Source organism: Pseudomonas sp. P5_B2 (genome assembly GCF_056400445.1).
On sequence record NZ_JBFULH010000020.1, the window covers coordinates 1 to 16,128 of the forward strand.

General features: G+C 60.0%; 16 protein-coding genes. 12 read left to right on the forward strand and 4 right to left on the reverse strand.

Annotation, left to right across the window (positions count from 1 at the left end; translation table 11 throughout):
• The first annotated feature begins 69 nt into the window (after positions 1-69).
• The 6 genes from AC1DRJ_RS04180 to AC1DRJ_RS04205 all read left to right on the forward strand — a co-directional run bounded on the left by AC1DRJ_RS04180 (position 70) and on the right by AC1DRJ_RS04205 (position 6,731).
• The gene (locus AC1DRJ_RS04180) at positions 70-1,137 is read left to right on the forward strand and encodes a DUF2333 family protein (protein WP_477800974.1); all 1,068 of its coding nucleotides are present in this window, start codon (positions 70-72) and stop codon (positions 1,135-1,137) included.
• Positions 1,138-1,140: 3 nt separating this feature from the next.
• Complete coding sequence (locus tag AC1DRJ_RS04185) at positions 1,141-1,698, forward strand: NUDIX hydrolase (RefSeq protein ID WP_477800975.1); 558 nt, start codon at positions 1,141-1,143, stop codon at positions 1,696-1,698.
• 177 nt (positions 1,699-1,875) lie between these two features.
• Positions 1,876-2,247, forward strand: a complete 372-nt coding sequence (locus tag AC1DRJ_RS04190) for a translation initiation factor Sui1 (protein ID WP_477800976.1) — start codon at positions 1,876-1,878, stop codon at positions 2,245-2,247.
• Between the two features lie 220 nt (positions 2,248-2,467).
• The gene (speA, locus tag AC1DRJ_RS04195) at positions 2,468-4,381 is read left to right on the forward strand and encodes an arginine decarboxylase (RefSeq protein WP_477800977.1); all 1,914 of its coding nucleotides are present in this window, start codon (positions 2,468-2,470) and stop codon (positions 4,379-4,381) included.
• A gap of 233 nt (positions 4,382-4,614) precedes the next feature.
• Positions 4,615-5,937 (forward strand): contractile injection system protein, VgrG/Pvc8 family, encoded by a 1,323-nt coding sequence (locus AC1DRJ_RS04200; RefSeq protein ID WP_477800978.1) that lies wholly within the window; start codon positions 4,615-4,617, stop codon positions 5,935-5,937.
• Positions 5,934-6,731, forward strand: a complete 798-nt coding sequence (locus AC1DRJ_RS04205) for a DUF4123 domain-containing protein (RefSeq protein ID WP_477800979.1) — start codon at positions 5,934-5,936, stop codon at positions 6,729-6,731. Before AC1DRJ_RS04200 ends, AC1DRJ_RS04205 begins: the two co-directional genes overlap by 4 nt.
• A 25-nt stretch (positions 6,732-6,756) precedes the next feature.
• Here AC1DRJ_RS04205 and AC1DRJ_RS04210 read toward each other — a convergent pair whose 3' ends face one another.
• The gene (locus AC1DRJ_RS04210; protein ID WP_477800980.1) at positions 6,757-8,097 is read right to left on the reverse strand and encodes an MATE family efflux transporter; all 1,341 of its coding nucleotides are present in this window, start codon (positions 8,095-8,097) and stop codon (positions 6,757-6,759) included.
• Between the two features lie 160 nt (positions 8,098-8,257).
• Entirely contained in the window at positions 8,258-8,551 is a 294-nt protein-coding gene (locus AC1DRJ_RS04215; protein WP_007947665.1) for a hypothetical protein, read from the reverse strand.
• A 238-nt stretch (positions 8,552-8,789) separates the two neighbouring features.
• Here AC1DRJ_RS04215 and AC1DRJ_RS04220 point away from each other — a divergent pair, with 238 nt between their 5' ends.
• From AC1DRJ_RS04220 to AC1DRJ_RS04235, 4 genes are read left to right on the forward strand one after another with little or no spacing between them, the layout of a single operon-like run.
• Positions 8,790-9,092, forward strand: a complete 303-nt coding sequence (locus AC1DRJ_RS04220) for a MazG-like family protein (protein ID WP_477800981.1) — start codon at positions 8,790-8,792, stop codon at positions 9,090-9,092.
• Positions 9,092-9,841: a methyltransferase domain-containing protein gene (locus AC1DRJ_RS04225; protein ID WP_477800982.1), complete on the forward strand. Its 750-nt coding sequence runs from the start codon at positions 9,092-9,094 to the stop codon at positions 9,839-9,841. The genes AC1DRJ_RS04220 and AC1DRJ_RS04225 overlap by 1 nt, the downstream gene beginning before the upstream one ends.
• A gap of 12 nt (positions 9,842-9,853) precedes the next feature.
• On the forward strand, positions 9,854-10,474 hold the full coding sequence (locus AC1DRJ_RS04230; protein ID WP_477800983.1) for a DUF4136 domain-containing protein: 621 nt from the start codon (positions 9,854-9,856) through the stop codon (positions 10,472-10,474).
• A 53-nt stretch (positions 10,475-10,527) separates the two neighbouring features.
• A complete protein-coding gene (locus tag AC1DRJ_RS04235; protein ID WP_477800984.1) occupies positions 10,528-11,094 on the forward strand; it encodes a DUF4136 domain-containing protein in 567 nt (188 codons plus the stop codon).
• Positions 11,095-11,218: 124 nt separating this feature from the next.
• Here AC1DRJ_RS04235 and AC1DRJ_RS04240 read toward each other — a convergent pair whose 3' ends face one another.
• Together AC1DRJ_RS04240 and AC1DRJ_RS04245 are read right to left on the reverse strand one after the other, a co-directional pair.
• Positions 11,219-12,073, reverse strand: coding sequence for a MaoC family dehydratase (locus tag AC1DRJ_RS04240; protein WP_477800985.1), 855 nt, complete (start codon positions 12,071-12,073; stop codon positions 11,219-11,221).
• Positions 12,074-12,075: 2 nt separating this feature from the next.
• The gene (locus tag AC1DRJ_RS04245; protein WP_477800986.1) at positions 12,076-13,428 is read right to left on the reverse strand and encodes a 3-oxoacyl-ACP reductase; all 1,353 of its coding nucleotides are present in this window, start codon (positions 13,426-13,428) and stop codon (positions 12,076-12,078) included.
• Between the two features lie 241 nt (positions 13,429-13,669).
• Between AC1DRJ_RS04245 and AC1DRJ_RS04250 the strand changes: the two genes are divergently transcribed.
• Positions 13,670-14,947, forward strand: a complete 1,278-nt coding sequence (locus AC1DRJ_RS04250; RefSeq protein ID WP_477800987.1) for an acetyl-CoA C-acetyltransferase — start codon at positions 13,670-13,672, stop codon at positions 14,945-14,947.
• Positions 14,948-15,054: 107 nt separating this feature from the next.
• Positions 15,055-15,846, forward strand: a complete 792-nt coding sequence (locus tag AC1DRJ_RS04255) for an AraC family transcriptional regulator (protein WP_477800988.1) — start codon at positions 15,055-15,057, stop codon at positions 15,844-15,846.
• Positions 15,847-16,128 lie beyond the last annotated feature (282 nt).

The following is a 16,128-nucleotide window of genomic DNA, read 5'->3' on the forward strand; positions in this document are numbered from 1 at the left end:
GCAAAAGAGGCACGATGGGGTAGGGTTGTGGTCGAACCGATGAACTCAAGTGATTGAAAGGATATCGCCATGCTGGACTGGAAGAACCGCGCGGGTAGCGCGCCTGAACGTGCTGCTGCACCTGAATCGGCCACCCGCAGTTACTTTGGTGGTCTGCTGTTCAGCCGGGCGCTGGCCACGCTGATCGGCCTTTATCTGCTGGTTGCGATTGCCTTGGGTTGGTATTGGAGTACAGAGCCTGCACTGTTCCCGGTCCAGCAAAATGCCCAGGTCGCTGCCGAAAAAGAAGGCAAGCAAATGGTCATCGGCTACACCACGGTGGAAACCCTCAAGACCGTCGCCGGGACGTTGCTGACTAAACCGGGTGGCTATATTTCCAACGACCGTTTCCCGCCGGGCCTGTGGATGGACAACATGCCGAGCTGGGAATATGGCGTTCTGGTCCAGGTCCGCGACCTGAGCCGTGCCCTGCGTAAAGACTTCGCCCGCTCCCAGTCGCAATCGGCCGAAGACGCCGATCTGGCCAAGGCCGAACCGCGTTTCAACTTCGACAACAAAAGCTGGGTGCTGCCTTCCAGTGAGTCCGAGTATCAGGAAGGCATCAATTCTCTGAGCCGCTATCAGGCGCGTTTGTCCGATCCGAACCAGAAAAGCGCGCTGTTCTACGCCCGCGCCGACAACCTGAACAACTGGTTGGGTGACGTGGGCACCCGATTGGGTTCGCTGTCACAACGCCTGTCAGCCAGCGTCGGCCGGGTCAAACTCAACACCTCGCTGAAAACCGAAGTCCTCGCACCGGGGCAAGTGCCACAGGTCGATGAAGAAATCGTCGAGACCCCGTGGATGCAGATCGACAACGTGTTCTACGAAGCACGTGGTCAGGCCTGGGCACTGTCCCATCTGTTGCGCGCCATTGAAGTCGATTTTGCCGATGTATTGGCCAAGAAAAATGCCACGGTCAGCGTGCGTCAGATCATTCGTGAGCTTGAAGCCTCGCAAGAGGCGGTCTGGAGTCCGATGATCCTCAATGGCAGCGGCTTCGGCGTACTGGCTAACCACTCGCTGGTCATGGCCAACTACATTTCCCGGGCCAACGCCGCCGTGATCGATCTGCGTCAATTGCTCAATCAAGGCTGATTTATGGTCGACGACACCAAAGAGGCCGCCCATCGCGCGGCCTCGGATGCCGAACAGATCGCCTGGGTCGACGAACAGGACAACCTGCTCGGCGCCCTGGTCCGTTCCGACTTGCGTGAACGCGGGCTGATCGGGCGCGGCACCTACATCATGCTGTTCAACTCGGCCGGTGAACTGTGCGTGCACCGACGAACCCTGAGCAAAGCCATTTATCCGGGGTATTGGGATGTGGCGGCGGGGGGCATGGTGCTCGCCAGCGAAACCTACACCGAGTCGGCCGCCCGTGAGCTCGAAGAAGAGCTGGGTGTGAGCGGTGTGGAACTGACCGCTCATGATCACTTCTTCTTTGAAGACACAGGCAACCGGCTCTGGTGTTCGGCGTTTTCAGCAGTGTGGGACGGGCCATTGATCCTGCAGCCGGAAGAAGTGCTCGAAGCGCGCTTCATCCCCATCGATCAGGTCATGCTGGAAATCCAGCAAAAGCCTTATTGCCCGGACTCTCTGGCCGCGTTGAAGCGCTATCTGCGCGCTCAACGGGATGACGTCGCAAAAGAGCTATAAATTGGCGCCGATTGGCTCTTAGCAAGTCGGCTTTTTGCCGTTACACTGCGCGACCTTTTCAAACTGAACCAGCGTGCCCGGTTCAGTAGCGCTGCCCCTGCCTGAGTGGGGCTTCGCGGTCGATGGCCACTTCCCGAGTTGCCGCGACCAGTCTTTGTCCTCACAAGAGGATTGCCGGTGGCCAAAAAAGCCGCATCCTTCGCCGCCCTTGGTGGCCTGGTATTTTCCACCGACGCAGGTCGTCATTGCCCGGAATGCAGTAAACCGGTAGACGCCTGTATCTGCAAACTGACCGTTATCCCGGCCGGCGACGGCATCGCTCGCGTGCGTCGCGAAAGCAAGGGCCGTGGCGGCAAGACGGTGACCACCATCACCGGCGTGCCGTTGGCTGAAGACGCGCTCAAGGAACTGGCCACTACGTTGAAGAAGCGTTGTGGCACGGGTGGGGCGTTGAAAGACGGAATCATCGAAATCCAGGGTGATCATGTCGAGCTACTCTTGGGCGAGCTGATCAAACTCGGTTTCAAAGCGAAGAAGTCCGGCGGCTAGCAGCCTCTGTGAAAACCACCCTCGGCTTGATCCAGTCCTGGCAGCAGGTCTGGCGTCGTCTACATGGTTTTCACAGAGCCTGTTCTGATCCGGTATCTAAACTCAAACCTGAATGTGCGGTCTATCGCCCTTGCATGCAGGCTAATCGTCATTTTCATTCTTTAGACTGCGCCGGCCTGAACCCAGGCGACGCTCTATGACTTCTTTATAGGGGACTTCAATGTCCGTACGACGCACACGCAAAGACGATGGCAGCCAATGGACAGTTGCGGACAGCCGCAGTGTTTACGGGATTCGCCATTGGGGGGCCGGGTATTTCGCGATCAACGACGCCGGTCGCGTCGAAGTTCGTCCGAACGGTCCGACCAGTTCGCCTATTGATCTGTTCGAGCAAGTCGACCAACTGCGCAAAAGCGGTTTGTCCTTGCCATTGCTGGTGCGTTTCCCGGATATCTTGCAAGACCGTGTGCGTCAGCTGACCGGCGCCTTCGATGCGAACATCGAGCGTCTGGAATACCAGAGCAAGTACACCGCGCTGTACCCGATCAAGGTTAACCAGCAAGAAGCGGTGATCGAAAACATCATCGCCACCCAGGATGTTTCCATCGGTCTGGAAGCCGGGTCCAAGCCTGAGTTGCTCGCCGTTCTGGCATTGGCGCCGAAAGGCGGCACCATCGTCTGCAACGGTTACAAGGACCGTGAGTTCATTCGTTTGGCGCTGATGGGCCAGAAGCTGGGTCACAACGTCTTTATCGTGATCGAGAAAGAATCCGAAGTCGGCCTGGTGATCGAAGAAGCGGCTGCGCTGAAGGTCAAGCCTCAGGTCGGCCTGCGCGTGCGTCTGTCGTCCCTGGCCTCGTCCAAGTGGGCTGACACCGGTGGCGAGAAATCCAAATTCGGTCTGTCGGCGGCGCAATTGCTGTCGGTGGTCGAGCGTTTCCGCGCAGCCGGCCTGGATCAGGGCATTCGCCTGCTGCACTTCCACATGGGCTCGCAGATCGCCAACCTGGCGGACTACCAGCACGGTTTCAAGGAAGCGATTCGTTACTACGGCGAACTGCGCAACCTCGGCCTGCCGGTGGATCACATTGATGTCGGCGGCGGTTTGGGTGTGGACTACGACGGTACGCATTCGCGTAACGCCAGTTCGATCAACTACGACATGGACGATTACGCCGGTGTCGTGGTCGGGATGCTCAAGGAATTCTGCGACGCGCAGAACCTGCCGCACCCGAATATTTTCTCTGAAAGCGGCCGCTCGCTGACCGCTCACCACGCCATGCTGGTGGTGCAAGTCACCGACGTCGAGAAACACAACGACGACGTGCCGAAGATCGACAACAGGGAAGAACTGCCGGAAACCGTACAATGGCTGGTTGACCTGCTGGGCCCGACCGACATCGAGATGGTTACCGAAACGTACTGGCGCGCGACGCACTACATGAGCGACGTGGCTTCCCAGTACGCCGATGGCAAGTTGACCCTGGCGCAAAAAGCCCTGGCCGAACAGTGCTACTTCGCCGTGTGCCGTCGCTTGCACAACTCGTTGAAAGCCCGTCAGCGTTCGCACCGTCAGGTGCTCGACGAACTCAACGACAAACTGGCCGACAAGTACATCTGCAACTTCTCGGTATTCCAGAGCCTGCCGGACACCTGGGCCATCGGCCAGGTCCTGCCGATTCTGCCGCTGCACCGACTCGACGAAGAGCCGCTGCGCCGCGCCGTGCTGCAAGACCTGACCTGCGATTCCGACGGCAAGATCAAGCAATACGTCGACGAGCAGAGCATCGAAACCAGCCTGCCGGTGCATGCTCTGAACGAGGGTGAGGACTACTTGCTGGGGATCTTCCTGGTGGGCGCGTACCAGGAAATTCTTGGCGACATGCACAACCTGTTCGGTGACACCGATTCGGTGAACATCTACCAGAACGCTGACGGCAGCGTGTACCACGCCGGTATCGAAACCCACGACACCATCGAAGACATGCTGCGTTACGTGCACTTGTCGCCGGAAGAGTTGATGACCCACTACCGCGACAAGTGCGCCAGTGCCCGCATCACCGCTGCCGAGCGCACCCAGTTCCTCGACGCGCTGCGTCTGGGCCTGACCCGTTCGTCTTACCTGTCTTCTTGAGGTAAGGCACTGCTCTCATCAGGTTGTCTGAAAATGTTCCGCACGCTGCGGAAATTTCAGATGACCTGGTGAGACGCGTCTTTGTTTTCGAGCGAAATGACTCACATCCACGTCTATCCATGCGATGTGGTCTTCTTTTCGCGTAGGTCATTTCCTAAGTTGTATTTCGGCACTCTACTCGGCCAACTCTCTCGGAGAGAATCCCCGGCCGCCCCTCCTGTAGAGAATCGCCGATGTTCGATCCAGTCAACGAGCCGTCATTTCGTCTGGATGTAGCGGGTCTGCCCGATCCCTTTGAGGTCTTGGCCTTTACCGGTAGTGAAGCGATCAGCGAAACTTTTGAGTTCAACGTGGATGTGCTGATCGATGATCCGACACTGGACCTGGCAAGCTTGTTGTACCGGCCAGCCTTTTTGCATTTCGGGCCGGCGGGCGACGGTATTCACGGGCAGTTGCATGAGCTCGTCCAGACCGGACATGGTGCCACCCCCAGGCTTTGTCGAGTCAGCCTGAGGCCGAAACTGGCGTGCCTCGCCCTGCGGTCCAGCCAGCGAATGTTCAGTGACCGTTCGGTGCCGGACATCCTCGCCCAAGTGCTCAAAGAGCATGGCATTACGGGTAAGCATCGGCGTTTCGAGTTGACCGGCGATTACCTTTCTCGGGATTTCTGCACGCAGTACCAAGAGTCGGATCTGCAATTTTTCCAGCGAGTGTGCGAACAAGAAAGGCTTCACTATCATTTCGAGCACCGCAGGGGCGGTCACTGTCTGGTCATTGGTGACGGGCAGGGACTTGTTCGGTGTGGCGCAGAGATGGTCTTTGCACCCGACACCGGACAACCCGGCGTGCATCAGTTCACACTCCAGGGGCGCGGGCAGGTTGGCGAAGGCCGTACGAACCTTGCGACGCTACGCAGTGGCCAGCAGGTTCCGATGACGGGGCATCCATGCGCTGAGTGGAATCGTCGTTGGCTGCTGACCCATGTCGAGCATCAAGGTGGACAGCTGCCGGAGTTTACGTATGGCAACCAGATCCGCGCGGTGGCCGCGGCGTTGCCTTATGTGACGACGAATCCGATCCTTGGCCCAAGGATGCACAGCCTGCAACGGGCCTGGGTGGTCGAGGTCGATGAGCCTCAACCCGATGTGTCCAGGCCCGTCGCCGTGCAATTTGACTGGCTCTATCAGGGCGAAGGCGCGGCACCCAGCCACTGCTGGTTGTCGATAGCGCGTGATTTGCGCGACGCGCTTGTCCTGCCGTTGAGTGAAGGCATTGAGGTGTTGGTGAGCTTTATTGACGGCGATCCGGATCAACCGCTGATCACTGGGTTTCTTCCTGGTACGCCCGATATCAAGGCGCCAGGCTCGCCCGAGCTGCAACCTGCTGCGGTGGCAGATGACAACGTGTCAATTGACGGATTGTTGCGCATGTTGCGGTCCAGCGAGCCCTTGGTGGTGCTGTGTCTGTTGCCCGGTGGGGGCAGTTTCACTCATTGCACACAAACCCTTTGCACTTGCCGGGCAGCGACGCAGCTTGGCCAGAGCGGTGCCGCATGATCGCCGTTTTGGCTTGCGAAGCAGCCTCGCAATGGCTGTTGCTCGATGCTCCGGGCGAACCTCGGACCACTACGGCGCTGCGGCAGCAATGTGCCAACGTCCGGCAATTCTGGCTGTTTGACAATACCGAATGGCAGCCCTTGAGGGAGCACGGGCCAGTGCTGATCGACCTCAAGGAAAACCCTGCACTGGCCGAACGGTGCCGCCGCGACCCCATCCTCTGGAGCGGGTTGTGGCTGGTCAGTGAGGCATCGCCGTCGCAGTTGCTGGAACATCTGCGACGCATGCTCACCGTCAACGTTGGCCTGCATCACCGCGCCTTGCTGAGTTACTACAACCCCCACACGGCCAGCTACTTTTTCGATGCGTGCGATGCCCAGGAACTGAGTCGCTGGCTCGGTCCGATCAGCCAATTGCGCTGGTTCGGTGGAACCTGGGCTGACCGGGCAATTGGTTGTCAGGGCTGGCAGCGGTTGTTCAATCCGGGGCTTGCGGTCAAACCGCTAGGCATCGAAGAAGACCTCAGTGCGCGTCAGCGCGATGCCTTGCAAACCTGCCTGCTGGAACAACACGCCTGGCGTTGGAGCCAATCAACCGCGAGCGATTACACCCGCTTGTGGTCCCATCTGCTGGAGGGGCTGGCGCTGGGTTTCAGCGAACGACCGGTGCTGGATGACTGGTTATGGCTGCGCTTGCAGTACCCCGGCGCAGTGCCTGAGCAGCCGTTGCCGGGAATCACCCAGCAGGAACGTCTCGATAGCCTGCGCAACCGGTGGCAGAACGATCAACCCTGAACGTGTTGAAGACCCTGACTTCACTTCATCCGGTGAACCAGCCGTCGTTCTTGCGCAAGTACCAGGCGAACGCGCCGAGGGTCAGGCTACGCAACACCATGAACAGCAAAAACGTGATCCACAGTCCATGGTTGCCCAGGCCTTGCAGTGCCCAGGCGAAGGGCAGCAGCAGAATTAAGGTCAACAGCATGCCGTTGCGCATTTCCCGGGCGCGAGTGGCGYCGATGAACAACCCGTCGAGCAGGTAACTCCACACTGCAATCAGCGGCAGCATAGCGAGGTAGGGCAGGTAGATGAACGCGGTGTCGCGCACGCTCGGGATGTCAGTCTGCATTTCGATAAACAGGTGCCCGGCGAACGCAAACAGCACGGCAAAACCCAGGCTCGCCAGCAAGGACCAGCCGCAGGCGACCACCAGTGAGCGCCGCAACGCCACTCGATCACGCGCGCCAATGGCGTGCCCGCACAGGGCTTCCACGGCATGCGCCAAACCGTCCAGTGCGTGCGCCGTCAGCAGCAGGCCGTTAAGTAGGAGTGCGTTAGCGGCAACGGTGGCATCACCGAGTCGCGCGCCCTGCACGGTGATCAGGAAAAACACCGATTGCAGCGCCAGGCTTCGGATGAAAATGTCGCGATTGACCGCCAGCAATGGGCGCCAACTCTGCCACAACGCCAACGCGGCCCAGACGATATGCCCCGGGTACGCACGCAAGGCTTTGCGCGTCAGCAGCAGGCCAATCAGCGCACCGGTCCATTCGGCAATCACCGACGCCCGGGCCGCACCGACCACGCCCCATTCCAACCCGAGGACGAACCACAGGTTCAGCGCGATGTTCACCAGATTGGTGCTCAGCAGGATCGCCAGTGGTGCCCGCGCGTTCTGGGTGCCGAGGAACCAGCCGACCAGGGCATAACTGGCCAGAGCCGCCGGCAGACCGAACAACCGCGTGTGAAAAAACTCGCGGGTCAATTGATCCAGCTCGGCCGAAGGTTGCATGAAGTGCAATGCGACGCCGCTCAACGGAACGCCGACGGCACCAAGGACAATCGCCAGGCCCATGGCCAACAACAAACCTTGCAGCAAGATCTGCCGCAACGCCGCACCATCCCCGCGTCCGGCGGCCTGCGCCGCGAAACCGGTGGTGCCCATGCGCAGAAAACCCATGGCCCAGGCCAGGAGCGTATACAAACTGGCCCCGACCGCGACGGCACCCAACTGATGGGCGTGGGGCAGATGGCCGATGACCGTAGTGTCCACCAGCGCCACCAGCGGTACGGAAATGTTCGACAGAATCATCGGCGCAGCCAGCGCCCAGACCCGACGATGGGTCGGGCGGTCACGCCAGTCGGCAATCAGGTTGGACATGCAGGCTCCTTGGCGAAGCCGGCATTGTAGCGGGAGGCGAGCGCATAGCCAGTGTGGGAGCGAGACCTGCGTGCCGGCGATGGCGGTGTGTCGGTCAACATTTATGGCGAATGTGACGACGCTATCGCGAGCAGGCTCACTCCCACAGGGATTTCGGGTGTTAGTGAATAATCCAGCTCAGCAACCACAGCCCCAGCACCAGCCAGATGATCCCCATGATGATCGACGCATTCATGAAAGCCCGAATCGCCGACCACAAGAGCATCAACCCAAGGATCAGCGCGATGATGCTGATGATCGAAGCGTCCATCCCCAGCGTCCGGGACAAGCCTTCGACAAAGTTGCTGCCGGCATGGCTCAGCAGATTGAACAAGCCACTAAGGGCGTCAACGATAAAACGGATGACTGAACCGAGCGCCTGGCCGAGCCATTCGAAAAAACCTTCTACCTGCATGTCGTTATCGTCCTGATGAAAGTGGTTGAACCTTGGGCCATTGATCGCAGCGGCGAGTTCCCCACAAGCATAGTGGGTTGCATTGCACCTGTGGGGAGCCTGCTCGCGAAAGCGGTTTGCCAGCCAACATCCATGCTGAATTTCAGATCCCAATCGCGAGCAGGCTCGCTCCCACTGGAAAAGCACTCTTGCCATCCCCGGCCAACCCCCCGAAGCTATACGCCTTCAGGAGAGCACGATGAACCTTGTTGAACTGACCGAACGCCTGCACGCCATCCGTGATCGCAATGACTGGCAGCAATTTCACAGCCCGAAAAACCTGACCATGGCCGCCAGCGTGGAAATGTCCGAACTGGTGGAAATTTTCCAGTGGCTGACCGAAGACCAGTCGCGTCAGCTGCCGGCCGACAAGCTCGCCCACGCCGGGCAGGAAATCGGCGATATCGTGCTCTATTTATTGCTGCTGTGCAGCGAGTTGGGGCTGGACATGAATGAAGTCGTGCGCAGCAAACTCGCGGACAGCGAAAAGAGGTTCAGCTAATGAGTGATCGTCATTTCGATCAACTGGCGACACGTTTCGCCGAAAAAATCTACGGTGGGGCCAAAGGCGCGATCCGGCTGGCGGTGCTTCAGGCGGACCTGGCTGAGACCTTGCCGGATCGGCCGCTGCGTGTTCTCGATATTGGCGCCGGTCTGGGCCACATGTCGTTGTGGCTGGCCCAGCGCGGTCATGACGTCACGTTGGCCGAGCCTGCCGAGCCGATGCTCGAAGGCGCTCGCCAACGCTTTGCCGAGGCAGGGCAGAGTGCGACATTCATTCAGGCACCGTGGCAGGAGTTGCTTGGTCAGCTCACCGAGCCCTACGACCTGGTGTTGTGCCATGCCGTGCTGGAATGGCTGGCCGAGCCCCACGCAATCTTGCCGGTTTTGCATCAGCTGACGAAGAAAGACGGCTGGCTGTCGCTGGCCTTCTACAACCGCGATGCGCTGATTTACCGCAACCTGCTCAAGGGCCACTTTCGCAAGATGCGCAAGAACGACATGGCCGGCGAGAAGCAGAGCCTGACCCCGCAACAGCCGCTGGACCCGCGCGAGCTGGCGGTGCAACTCGAAGGCCTGTGGCAGGTCGAAACCCAGAGCGGCGTGCGGGTTTTTCACGACTATATGCCGGTGGAATTCCAGGCCCGCGCCGAGTTGGTGGACTTGCTCGAAATGGAACTGGCCCACCGTCGTCACCCGAGCTTTGCCGGGCTTGGGCGCTATCTGCACTGGATCTGTCGGCCGATCTGAGCGGAACACGAAATGAAAAGTTGTTCAGGGTTACTGGTGATCTGCCTGGGTCTGGTGGCCTGTAAGGGCAGCAACCCGTATGTGGCATCGTCCAACCCGATACCGCCGGCACCAGCCGGCGCCGCGACCACTTTCGATCACAGCGCCTACCCGGCGAAACCGCGTGACTACGGGCTTTATCGCAGCTGGGCGTGGCTCGACGGTGATCTGCCATCGGGCACCAGTTGGGCAGACTCGGCGCAGGTGGCCGAAGTGGTCAGCAATGCGCTCGACCAGCGCGGCTTGCGGCCGAAGCGTGATGACCGTCCGGCAGACCTGTTTATCAGCGCCAACCTGCACCTGGAAACCCGCATGCGTCAGCAGGACGACTACGGTTATTACGGCGCCGGTTATGGTGGTTATGGCGGTTACAACCACTACGGCAGTGGTTACGGCCTGTACGGCAGCGTACCGATTATGCGCACCTATCAGGAGCAAGTCTTGGTGGTGCAGGTAGACATGTACGACGCCGGCACCGGTCAGCCAGTATGGAGCGGCAGCGCTGAAACCAGCCCTCGAGGCAGCCAGAGCGAGCAAGCCGATGCCCTGCGAGAGGCTGTAGAAAAGGCAATGTCGGCGTATCCTCCTGGTTAGCTTCTGTAGATAAGAAGCATTTCGCATGGTTTGCCTGCAACTGGAGAAACATCATGTTCCGCCGTTTCGCTGTACTGGCTGTGGCCGCGCTGCTCAGTGCCTGCGCCGCCAACCAGGTCAATCACGACTACGACGCCAGCCGCAATTTTGCCGCCTACCGCAGCTGGAGCTGGAAAGAACCCGCCCTGCAATATCGCCCCGATGATCCACGGATCAAGAGTGACCTGACTGAACAACGCATCCGCCAATCCGTAACCGATCAACTGGATCAGCGAGGCTTGCGTCCGGCGTCCGCCGGCACCAAGGGCGACTTGAACGTACAAACTTATCTGATCGTCGAAGAGCGTCAGCAACAAGTCACCACCAACTATGGCGGCGGTTATGGCAACCCCTGGTACGGCTACTGGGGCGCGCCGATGTATAACGAAACCCGCAACGTCAGCTACAAAGTGGCGACCATCCAGATTGACCTGCTCGACGGCAAGGACGGCAAACTGGTGTGGCGCGGCAGCGACGAGCAATTGCTCAGCGGCTCGCCGAACCCGACGGATCGCAGCAATGCGATACATGAAACCGTTGTACGCATCCTGGCCAACTACCCACCTACATTGGCCCACTGACAAACTTAAACCGTGTGGGAGCGACGGTACGACGATTCGACCGCTCGCGAAGGCGGACTTACATTCAACACAGATGCTGGATGTGCCGCCCTCATCGCGAGCATGCTCGCTCCCACTGTCAACCTCAGGCCACCGGCTGCCAATGCCCGATCATGTGCTCAAGCTCCCCGGCGCCCACCAACTGAAAGTCCCCACTGGACCCCGCCGCGCTCGCCAGCAATGTCACTTCACTGGGCAACCGCACCGGTTTGCGAAACTGCACGGCAATGTCAATGTTCGCCGTAGGCAGGTGATCGGCCAGCGCCGCCAGCGTGCGCGCCTTGTTCCATAATCCATGGGAGATGGCGGTCGGAAAACCAAACAGTTTGGCGCTGGCGGCACTCAGGTGAATCGGGTTGTAGTCGCCGGACACTTTGGCGTACTGGCGACCAATGTCGGCGGGTGCTTTCCAGCGGGTCACTTCCAGCATCTCCCGCGTGGCTGCCAACACATCCTCGACCGGCTCGCCGTCAAGTTTTACGCCCCGGCACAGCATCTGGCTTTGCGCTTCCCAGAGTGTCCCCAGTTGGTCGTCAAGCGTGGTCACGAGGTCAAACGTCGCGCCCTTGGCGTGCGGTTGCAGATTTTGCACCTGCACGCTGACGCGTACCCGGTGCACGCCGCCCATGGGCCGCAAGACGCGAATGCGGTTGCTCAGGTGAATCAACCCCAGCAGGGGAAACGGGAACTCTTTGGCAGTGAGCAATTGCATCTGCAAGGCAAACGCGAGGATGTGCGGATAGGTGGGTGGCAACAATCCGTTATCAGCAAATCCACAGACATTGCGATACGCCGCCAGACGCTTGGTATCGACATCGACCCAGCAGTGCAAACCGGTGTCGGGCAATGTGGTGCCGATGATTTTGCGCCGCGTCGCCGCTCGCGCGTACAGCGCTGGCAGGCTCGGTTCGCGGTCGAGGGTGTGCCAATCAGTGATCATCGCTAGGCCCCCAAGACACTTTGCCCACAGACACGCAATGCTTGCCCGGTAAACGCGCCGGTGCCAGGTTGCGCAAGCCAGGCTACCGCTTCGGCGACGTCTTGCGGCAAGCCGCCCTGGCCGAGTGAACTCATGCGTCGGCCCGCTTCACGCAGGCCGAACGGAATGTGCGCGGTCATCTGCGTTTCAATAAACCCCGGCGCCACTGCGTTGATGCTGATGCCACGCGGTTCCAGCAACGGCGCCCAGGCTTGCGCCAGCCCGATCAGCCCGGCCTTGCTCGCGGCGTAGTTGGTTTGCCCGCGATTGCCGGCGATGCCGCTGATGGAGGCCAGCAAAATCACCCGTCCGTTGTCGTGCAGGGTGCCGCTGTCGAGCAGGGCCTTGGTCAGCACTTGTGGCGCATTGAGGTTGACCGCGAGCACCGCGTCCCAGAATTCCGGGGTCATGTTGGCCAGGGTTTTGTCGCGGGTAATCCCAGCGTTGTGGACCACGATGTCCACACCGTCAGGCAGTTGTTCGATCAACTGTGCGGCGGCGTCTTCGGCGCAAATATCCAGGGTGACGCTGCGTCCGCCGAGGCGAGCGGCGAGGGCGTCGAGATCGGTTTTGGCGGGTGGCACGTCGAGCAAAATCACGTCGGCGCCGTCACGGGCCAGCGTCTCGGCGATCGAGGCACCGATGCCGCGCGCTGCGCCGGTCACCAACGCTTTGCGCCCTGCCAGCGGTCGGGTCCAGTCTTGAACCGGTGTGTCGCACGCCTTCAACCGAATCACTTGCCCGGACACAAACGCACTTTTAGGCGAGAGGAAAAACCTCAGCGGTCCTTCCAACTGATCTTCCGCACCGTCGCCGACATAGATCAACTGCAACGTGCCACCGCTGCGCAGTTCCTTGGCCAGGGAGCGGCTGAAACCTTCGAGTGCGCGCTGGGCGCTGGCGGCGAATGGGTCGCTCAAGGTTTCCGGCGCACGGCCCAGAATCACCAGGTGCGCGCCGTGATCGAGGTTTTTCATCAGCGGCTGGAAGAACTCGCGCAGCTGTTTAAGCTGCCCGGTTTGCTCCAGGTCACTGGCGTCGAACACCACTGCTTTGAGTTTCGGACCGTGGCCGGGAATCCATGCGGTGGCCAGGGACGGCTCGGTGCCGTAGCTATAAATCGCGTCGGTCAGGCGATTGGCGAAAGCACTGACTTTCTTAGCCAGCGGTCCCCCGCCGATCAACAGCGCCCCTTCGACAGGTCGCAGCCGGCCAGCCTGCCAGCGCTCCAGGCGGACCGGCGACGGCAAACCCAAGGCCCCGACCAGGCGATGGCCGATGGACGAATTGGCGAAGTCGATATAACGGTCAGACATGGAACGTGCTCCGGCAGCTGGGGTTCAAAGTGTGGACCACGAATGGCAATCAGTCGTTCGATCCACGAGATACGGCCTACGCTTGAACATTGCAGAGTAGTTCGTAGCAGGCTTTTCAGGGTGGCCGCAGACAAGAGTTGGATGCAAAACCTTGAATTGGAATGCATACCCCTGTGGGAGCGAGCCTGCTCGCTCCCACAGTAGACCGCGTTGATATATTAATTTTCACAAGGAGCTTTTCATGACTCAGCTGCGCCGCGTCGCGATTATCGGCGGTAACCGTATTCCGTTCGCCCGTTCCAATGGGGCGTATGCCACCGCCAGTAACCAGGCGATGCTCACCGCAGCGCTCGAAGGCTTGATCGAACGCTACAACCTGCACGGCCTGCGCATGGGCGAAGTGGTCGCGGGCGCAGTGCTCAAACTGTCGCGGGATATGAACTTGACCCGCGAGTGCGTGCTCGGGTCGCGGCTGTCGCCCGAAACGCCGGCCTATGACATTCAGCAGGCGTGCGGCACCGGGCTGGAGGCGGCGTTGCTGGTGGCGAACAAGATTGCCCTGGGGCAGATCGATTGCGGCATTGCCGGCGGTGTCGATACCACCTCGGATGCGCCGATCAGTGTCAGTGAAGACCTGCGCCGGATCCTGCTGCAAGCCAATCGCGCCAAGACCACCGGCGACAAACTGAAAACATTCCTGCAATTGCGACCCCGGCACCTGATCCCGGAATTTCCGCGCAACGGCGAACCCCGCACCGGTTTGTCCATGGGCGAACATTGCGAGTTGATGGCGCAGACCTGGCACATTCCCCGCGAAGAACAAGATCAACTGGCGCTTGAGAGTCATCGCCATCTTGCCGCGTCCTATGCCGAAGGCTGGCACAACGACCTGATGACCCCCTTCCTCGGCCTGACTCGCGACAACAACCTGCGCCCGGACCTGACCCTGGAACAACTCGCCAAGCTGAAACCGGCCTTCGAGAAAAGCGCCAAGGGCACGATGACGGCGGGCAACTCCACGCCACTTACCGATGGCGCGTCGCTGGTGTTGCTGGGCAGTGAAGAATGGGCCAACGAGCGCGGCCTGCCGATCCTCGCCTATTTGCGCGATGGTGAAGCGGCGGCGGTGGATTTCGTCAACGGCGCCGAAGGTCTGTTGATGGCGCCGGTGTACGCGGTGCCACGATTGCTGGCGCGCAACAGCCTGACCTTGCAGGACTTCGATTACTACGAAATCCACGAAGCCTTCGCCGCACAGGTGCTCTGCACGTTGAGGGCCTGGGAAGATCCTGAGTATTGCAAAACCCGCCTCGGGCTTGATGCGCCGCTGGGCTCCATCGACCGCAGCCGCCTCAACGTCAAAGGCGGTTCACTGGCTGCCGGGCATCCGTTTGCTGCGACCGGCGGGCGCATTGTCGCCAACCTGGCGAAGTTGCTTGACACGGCGGGCAAGGGGCGAGGCTTGATCTCGATCTGCGCCGCGGGCGGCCAAGGTGTCACCGCAATTATCGAGCGCTGAAGCTAACACCTGAATGAACCCGAATCCCACAGGGAATGTGTTTGTAGAAATTGATAACTTGGCCTAACGTCGGGCCTATTTGCCGTCATGCGACATAAGGCTCCTCTATGACGTCCAACGGACAAATCTCCCTCGAACGAACCATCCCGACGTTGTCGGTGCTGCCGCGTCCACTATACGCCCGGGTAGAAAGCCTTAACGCCGGTTCATGGACACCGCCGCACCGCCACGATTGGGTGCAGTTTTCCTACGCCATCAGCGGCGTCCTCGGTGTGCACACTGCAGAAGGCAGTTTTTTTGCGCCGCCACAGTGGGGCATCTGGATTCCAGCGGACCTGGAGCATCAGGTCGTGACCTCGATGCGTGCCGAAATGCGCAGCCTGTATGTGCGCCGTGAGGATTGTGAGTGGGCGGACGGGCGCTGCCGGGTGCTGGAAGTCACACCGCTGGCGCGTGAGCTGATCAAGAGTTTTTGCTTGCTGCCCGTGGAATATCCACAGGGCGACAGCCAGGAAGCTCGATTGGTGAGTGTGTTGCTGGATCAGTTGGCGAATTTGCCCGAGGTGGGGTTTTCCCTGCCGTTGCCACGGCATGAGCGGCTGCTGGGATTGTGCAACGAGCTGATTGAACGTCCCGAGCAGAACGTGACATTGCAGCTATGGGCGGAGCGCTTGGGTACGTCGGAAAAGACCCTGATGCGCCTGTTTCAGCGCGAGACCGGGTTGAGTTTTCGCGGCTGGCGCCAGCGAATGCGGCTGTTGTCTTCGTTGAGTTTGCTGGAGGAGGATGACAGCGTGACCAATGCCGCGCTGGCGTGTGGGTATGACTCGACGTCGGCGTTTATTGCCGCATTCAAAAGCCTGTTCGGGTTTACCCCTGGCGAACTCTTCAAGCAATAGAGTGCGGCGTCCTCTCTGTAGGAACGATTGTCAGACAAATACCTTTGTCTCTGCTGACTTCGGCGGCTTGCGGGGGAAATTGAGGTCTGTTTGGAAAAATCCTACGAAAGGTATGGCTAGGTACGTCAGCTCCTGTCGTAAATGCCCTCAAAACCTTTCGCCTACGCGTGTTGTTGCCTCCGCTATGATCTCGGGCGGTCATTGACGACCGGCAGCGGATGAGTAATTAATCCGGCACATTGCGTGCATCACGACGTTCATAGGTCGGCAACCCCTCCCCCG

Bases quoted from the DNA above. Each gene is read 5' to 3' on its own strand.
- AC1DRJ_RS04205 (WP_477800979.1), top strand. From the start codon at position 5,934: ATGATCGCCGTTTTGGCTTGCGAAGCAGCCTCGCAATGGCTGTTGCTC.
- AC1DRJ_RS04225 (WP_477800982.1), top strand. From the start codon at position 9,092: ATGAGTGATCGTCATTTCGATCAACTGGCGACACGTTTCGCCGAAAAA.
- AC1DRJ_RS04200 (WP_477800978.1), top strand. From the start codon at position 4,615: ATGTTCGATCCAGTCAACGAGCCGTCATTTCGTCTGGATGTAGCGGGT.
- AC1DRJ_RS04220 (WP_477800981.1), top strand. From the start codon at position 8,790: ATGAACCTTGTTGAACTGACCGAACGCCTGCACGCCATCCGTGATCGC.
- AC1DRJ_RS04245 (WP_477800986.1), bottom strand. From the start codon at position 13,428: ATGTCTGACCGTTATATCGACTTCGCCAATTCGTCCATCGGCCATCGC.
- AC1DRJ_RS04255 (WP_477800988.1), top strand. From the start codon at position 15,055: ATGACGTCCAACGGACAAATCTCCCTCGAACGAACCATCCCGACGTTG.
- AC1DRJ_RS04240 (WP_477800985.1), bottom strand. From the start codon at position 12,073: ATGATCACTGATTGGCACACCCTCGACCGCGAACCGAGCCTGCCAGCG.
- AC1DRJ_RS04215 (WP_007947665.1), bottom strand. From the start codon at position 8,551: ATGCAGGTAGAAGGTTTTTTCGAATGGCTCGGCCAGGCGCTCGGTTCA.
- AC1DRJ_RS04235 (WP_477800984.1), top strand. From the start codon at position 10,528: ATGTTCCGCCGTTTCGCTGTACTGGCTGTGGCCGCGCTGCTCAGTGCC.
- AC1DRJ_RS04230 (WP_477800983.1), top strand. From the start codon at position 9,854: ATGAAAAGTTGTTCAGGGTTACTGGTGATCTGCCTGGGTCTGGTGGCC.
- AC1DRJ_RS04250 (WP_477800987.1), top strand. From the start codon at position 13,670: ATGACTCAGCTGCGCCGCGTCGCGATTATCGGCGGTAACCGTATTCCG.
- AC1DRJ_RS04185 (WP_477800975.1), top strand. From the start codon at position 1,141: ATGGTCGACGACACCAAAGAGGCCGCCCATCGCGCGGCCTCGGATGCC.
- AC1DRJ_RS04180 (WP_477800974.1), top strand. From the start codon at position 70: ATGCTGGACTGGAAGAACCGCGCGGGTAGCGCGCCTGAACGTGCTGCT.
- speA (WP_477800977.1), top strand. From the start codon at position 2,468: ATGTCCGTACGACGCACACGCAAAGACGATGGCAGCCAATGGACAGTT.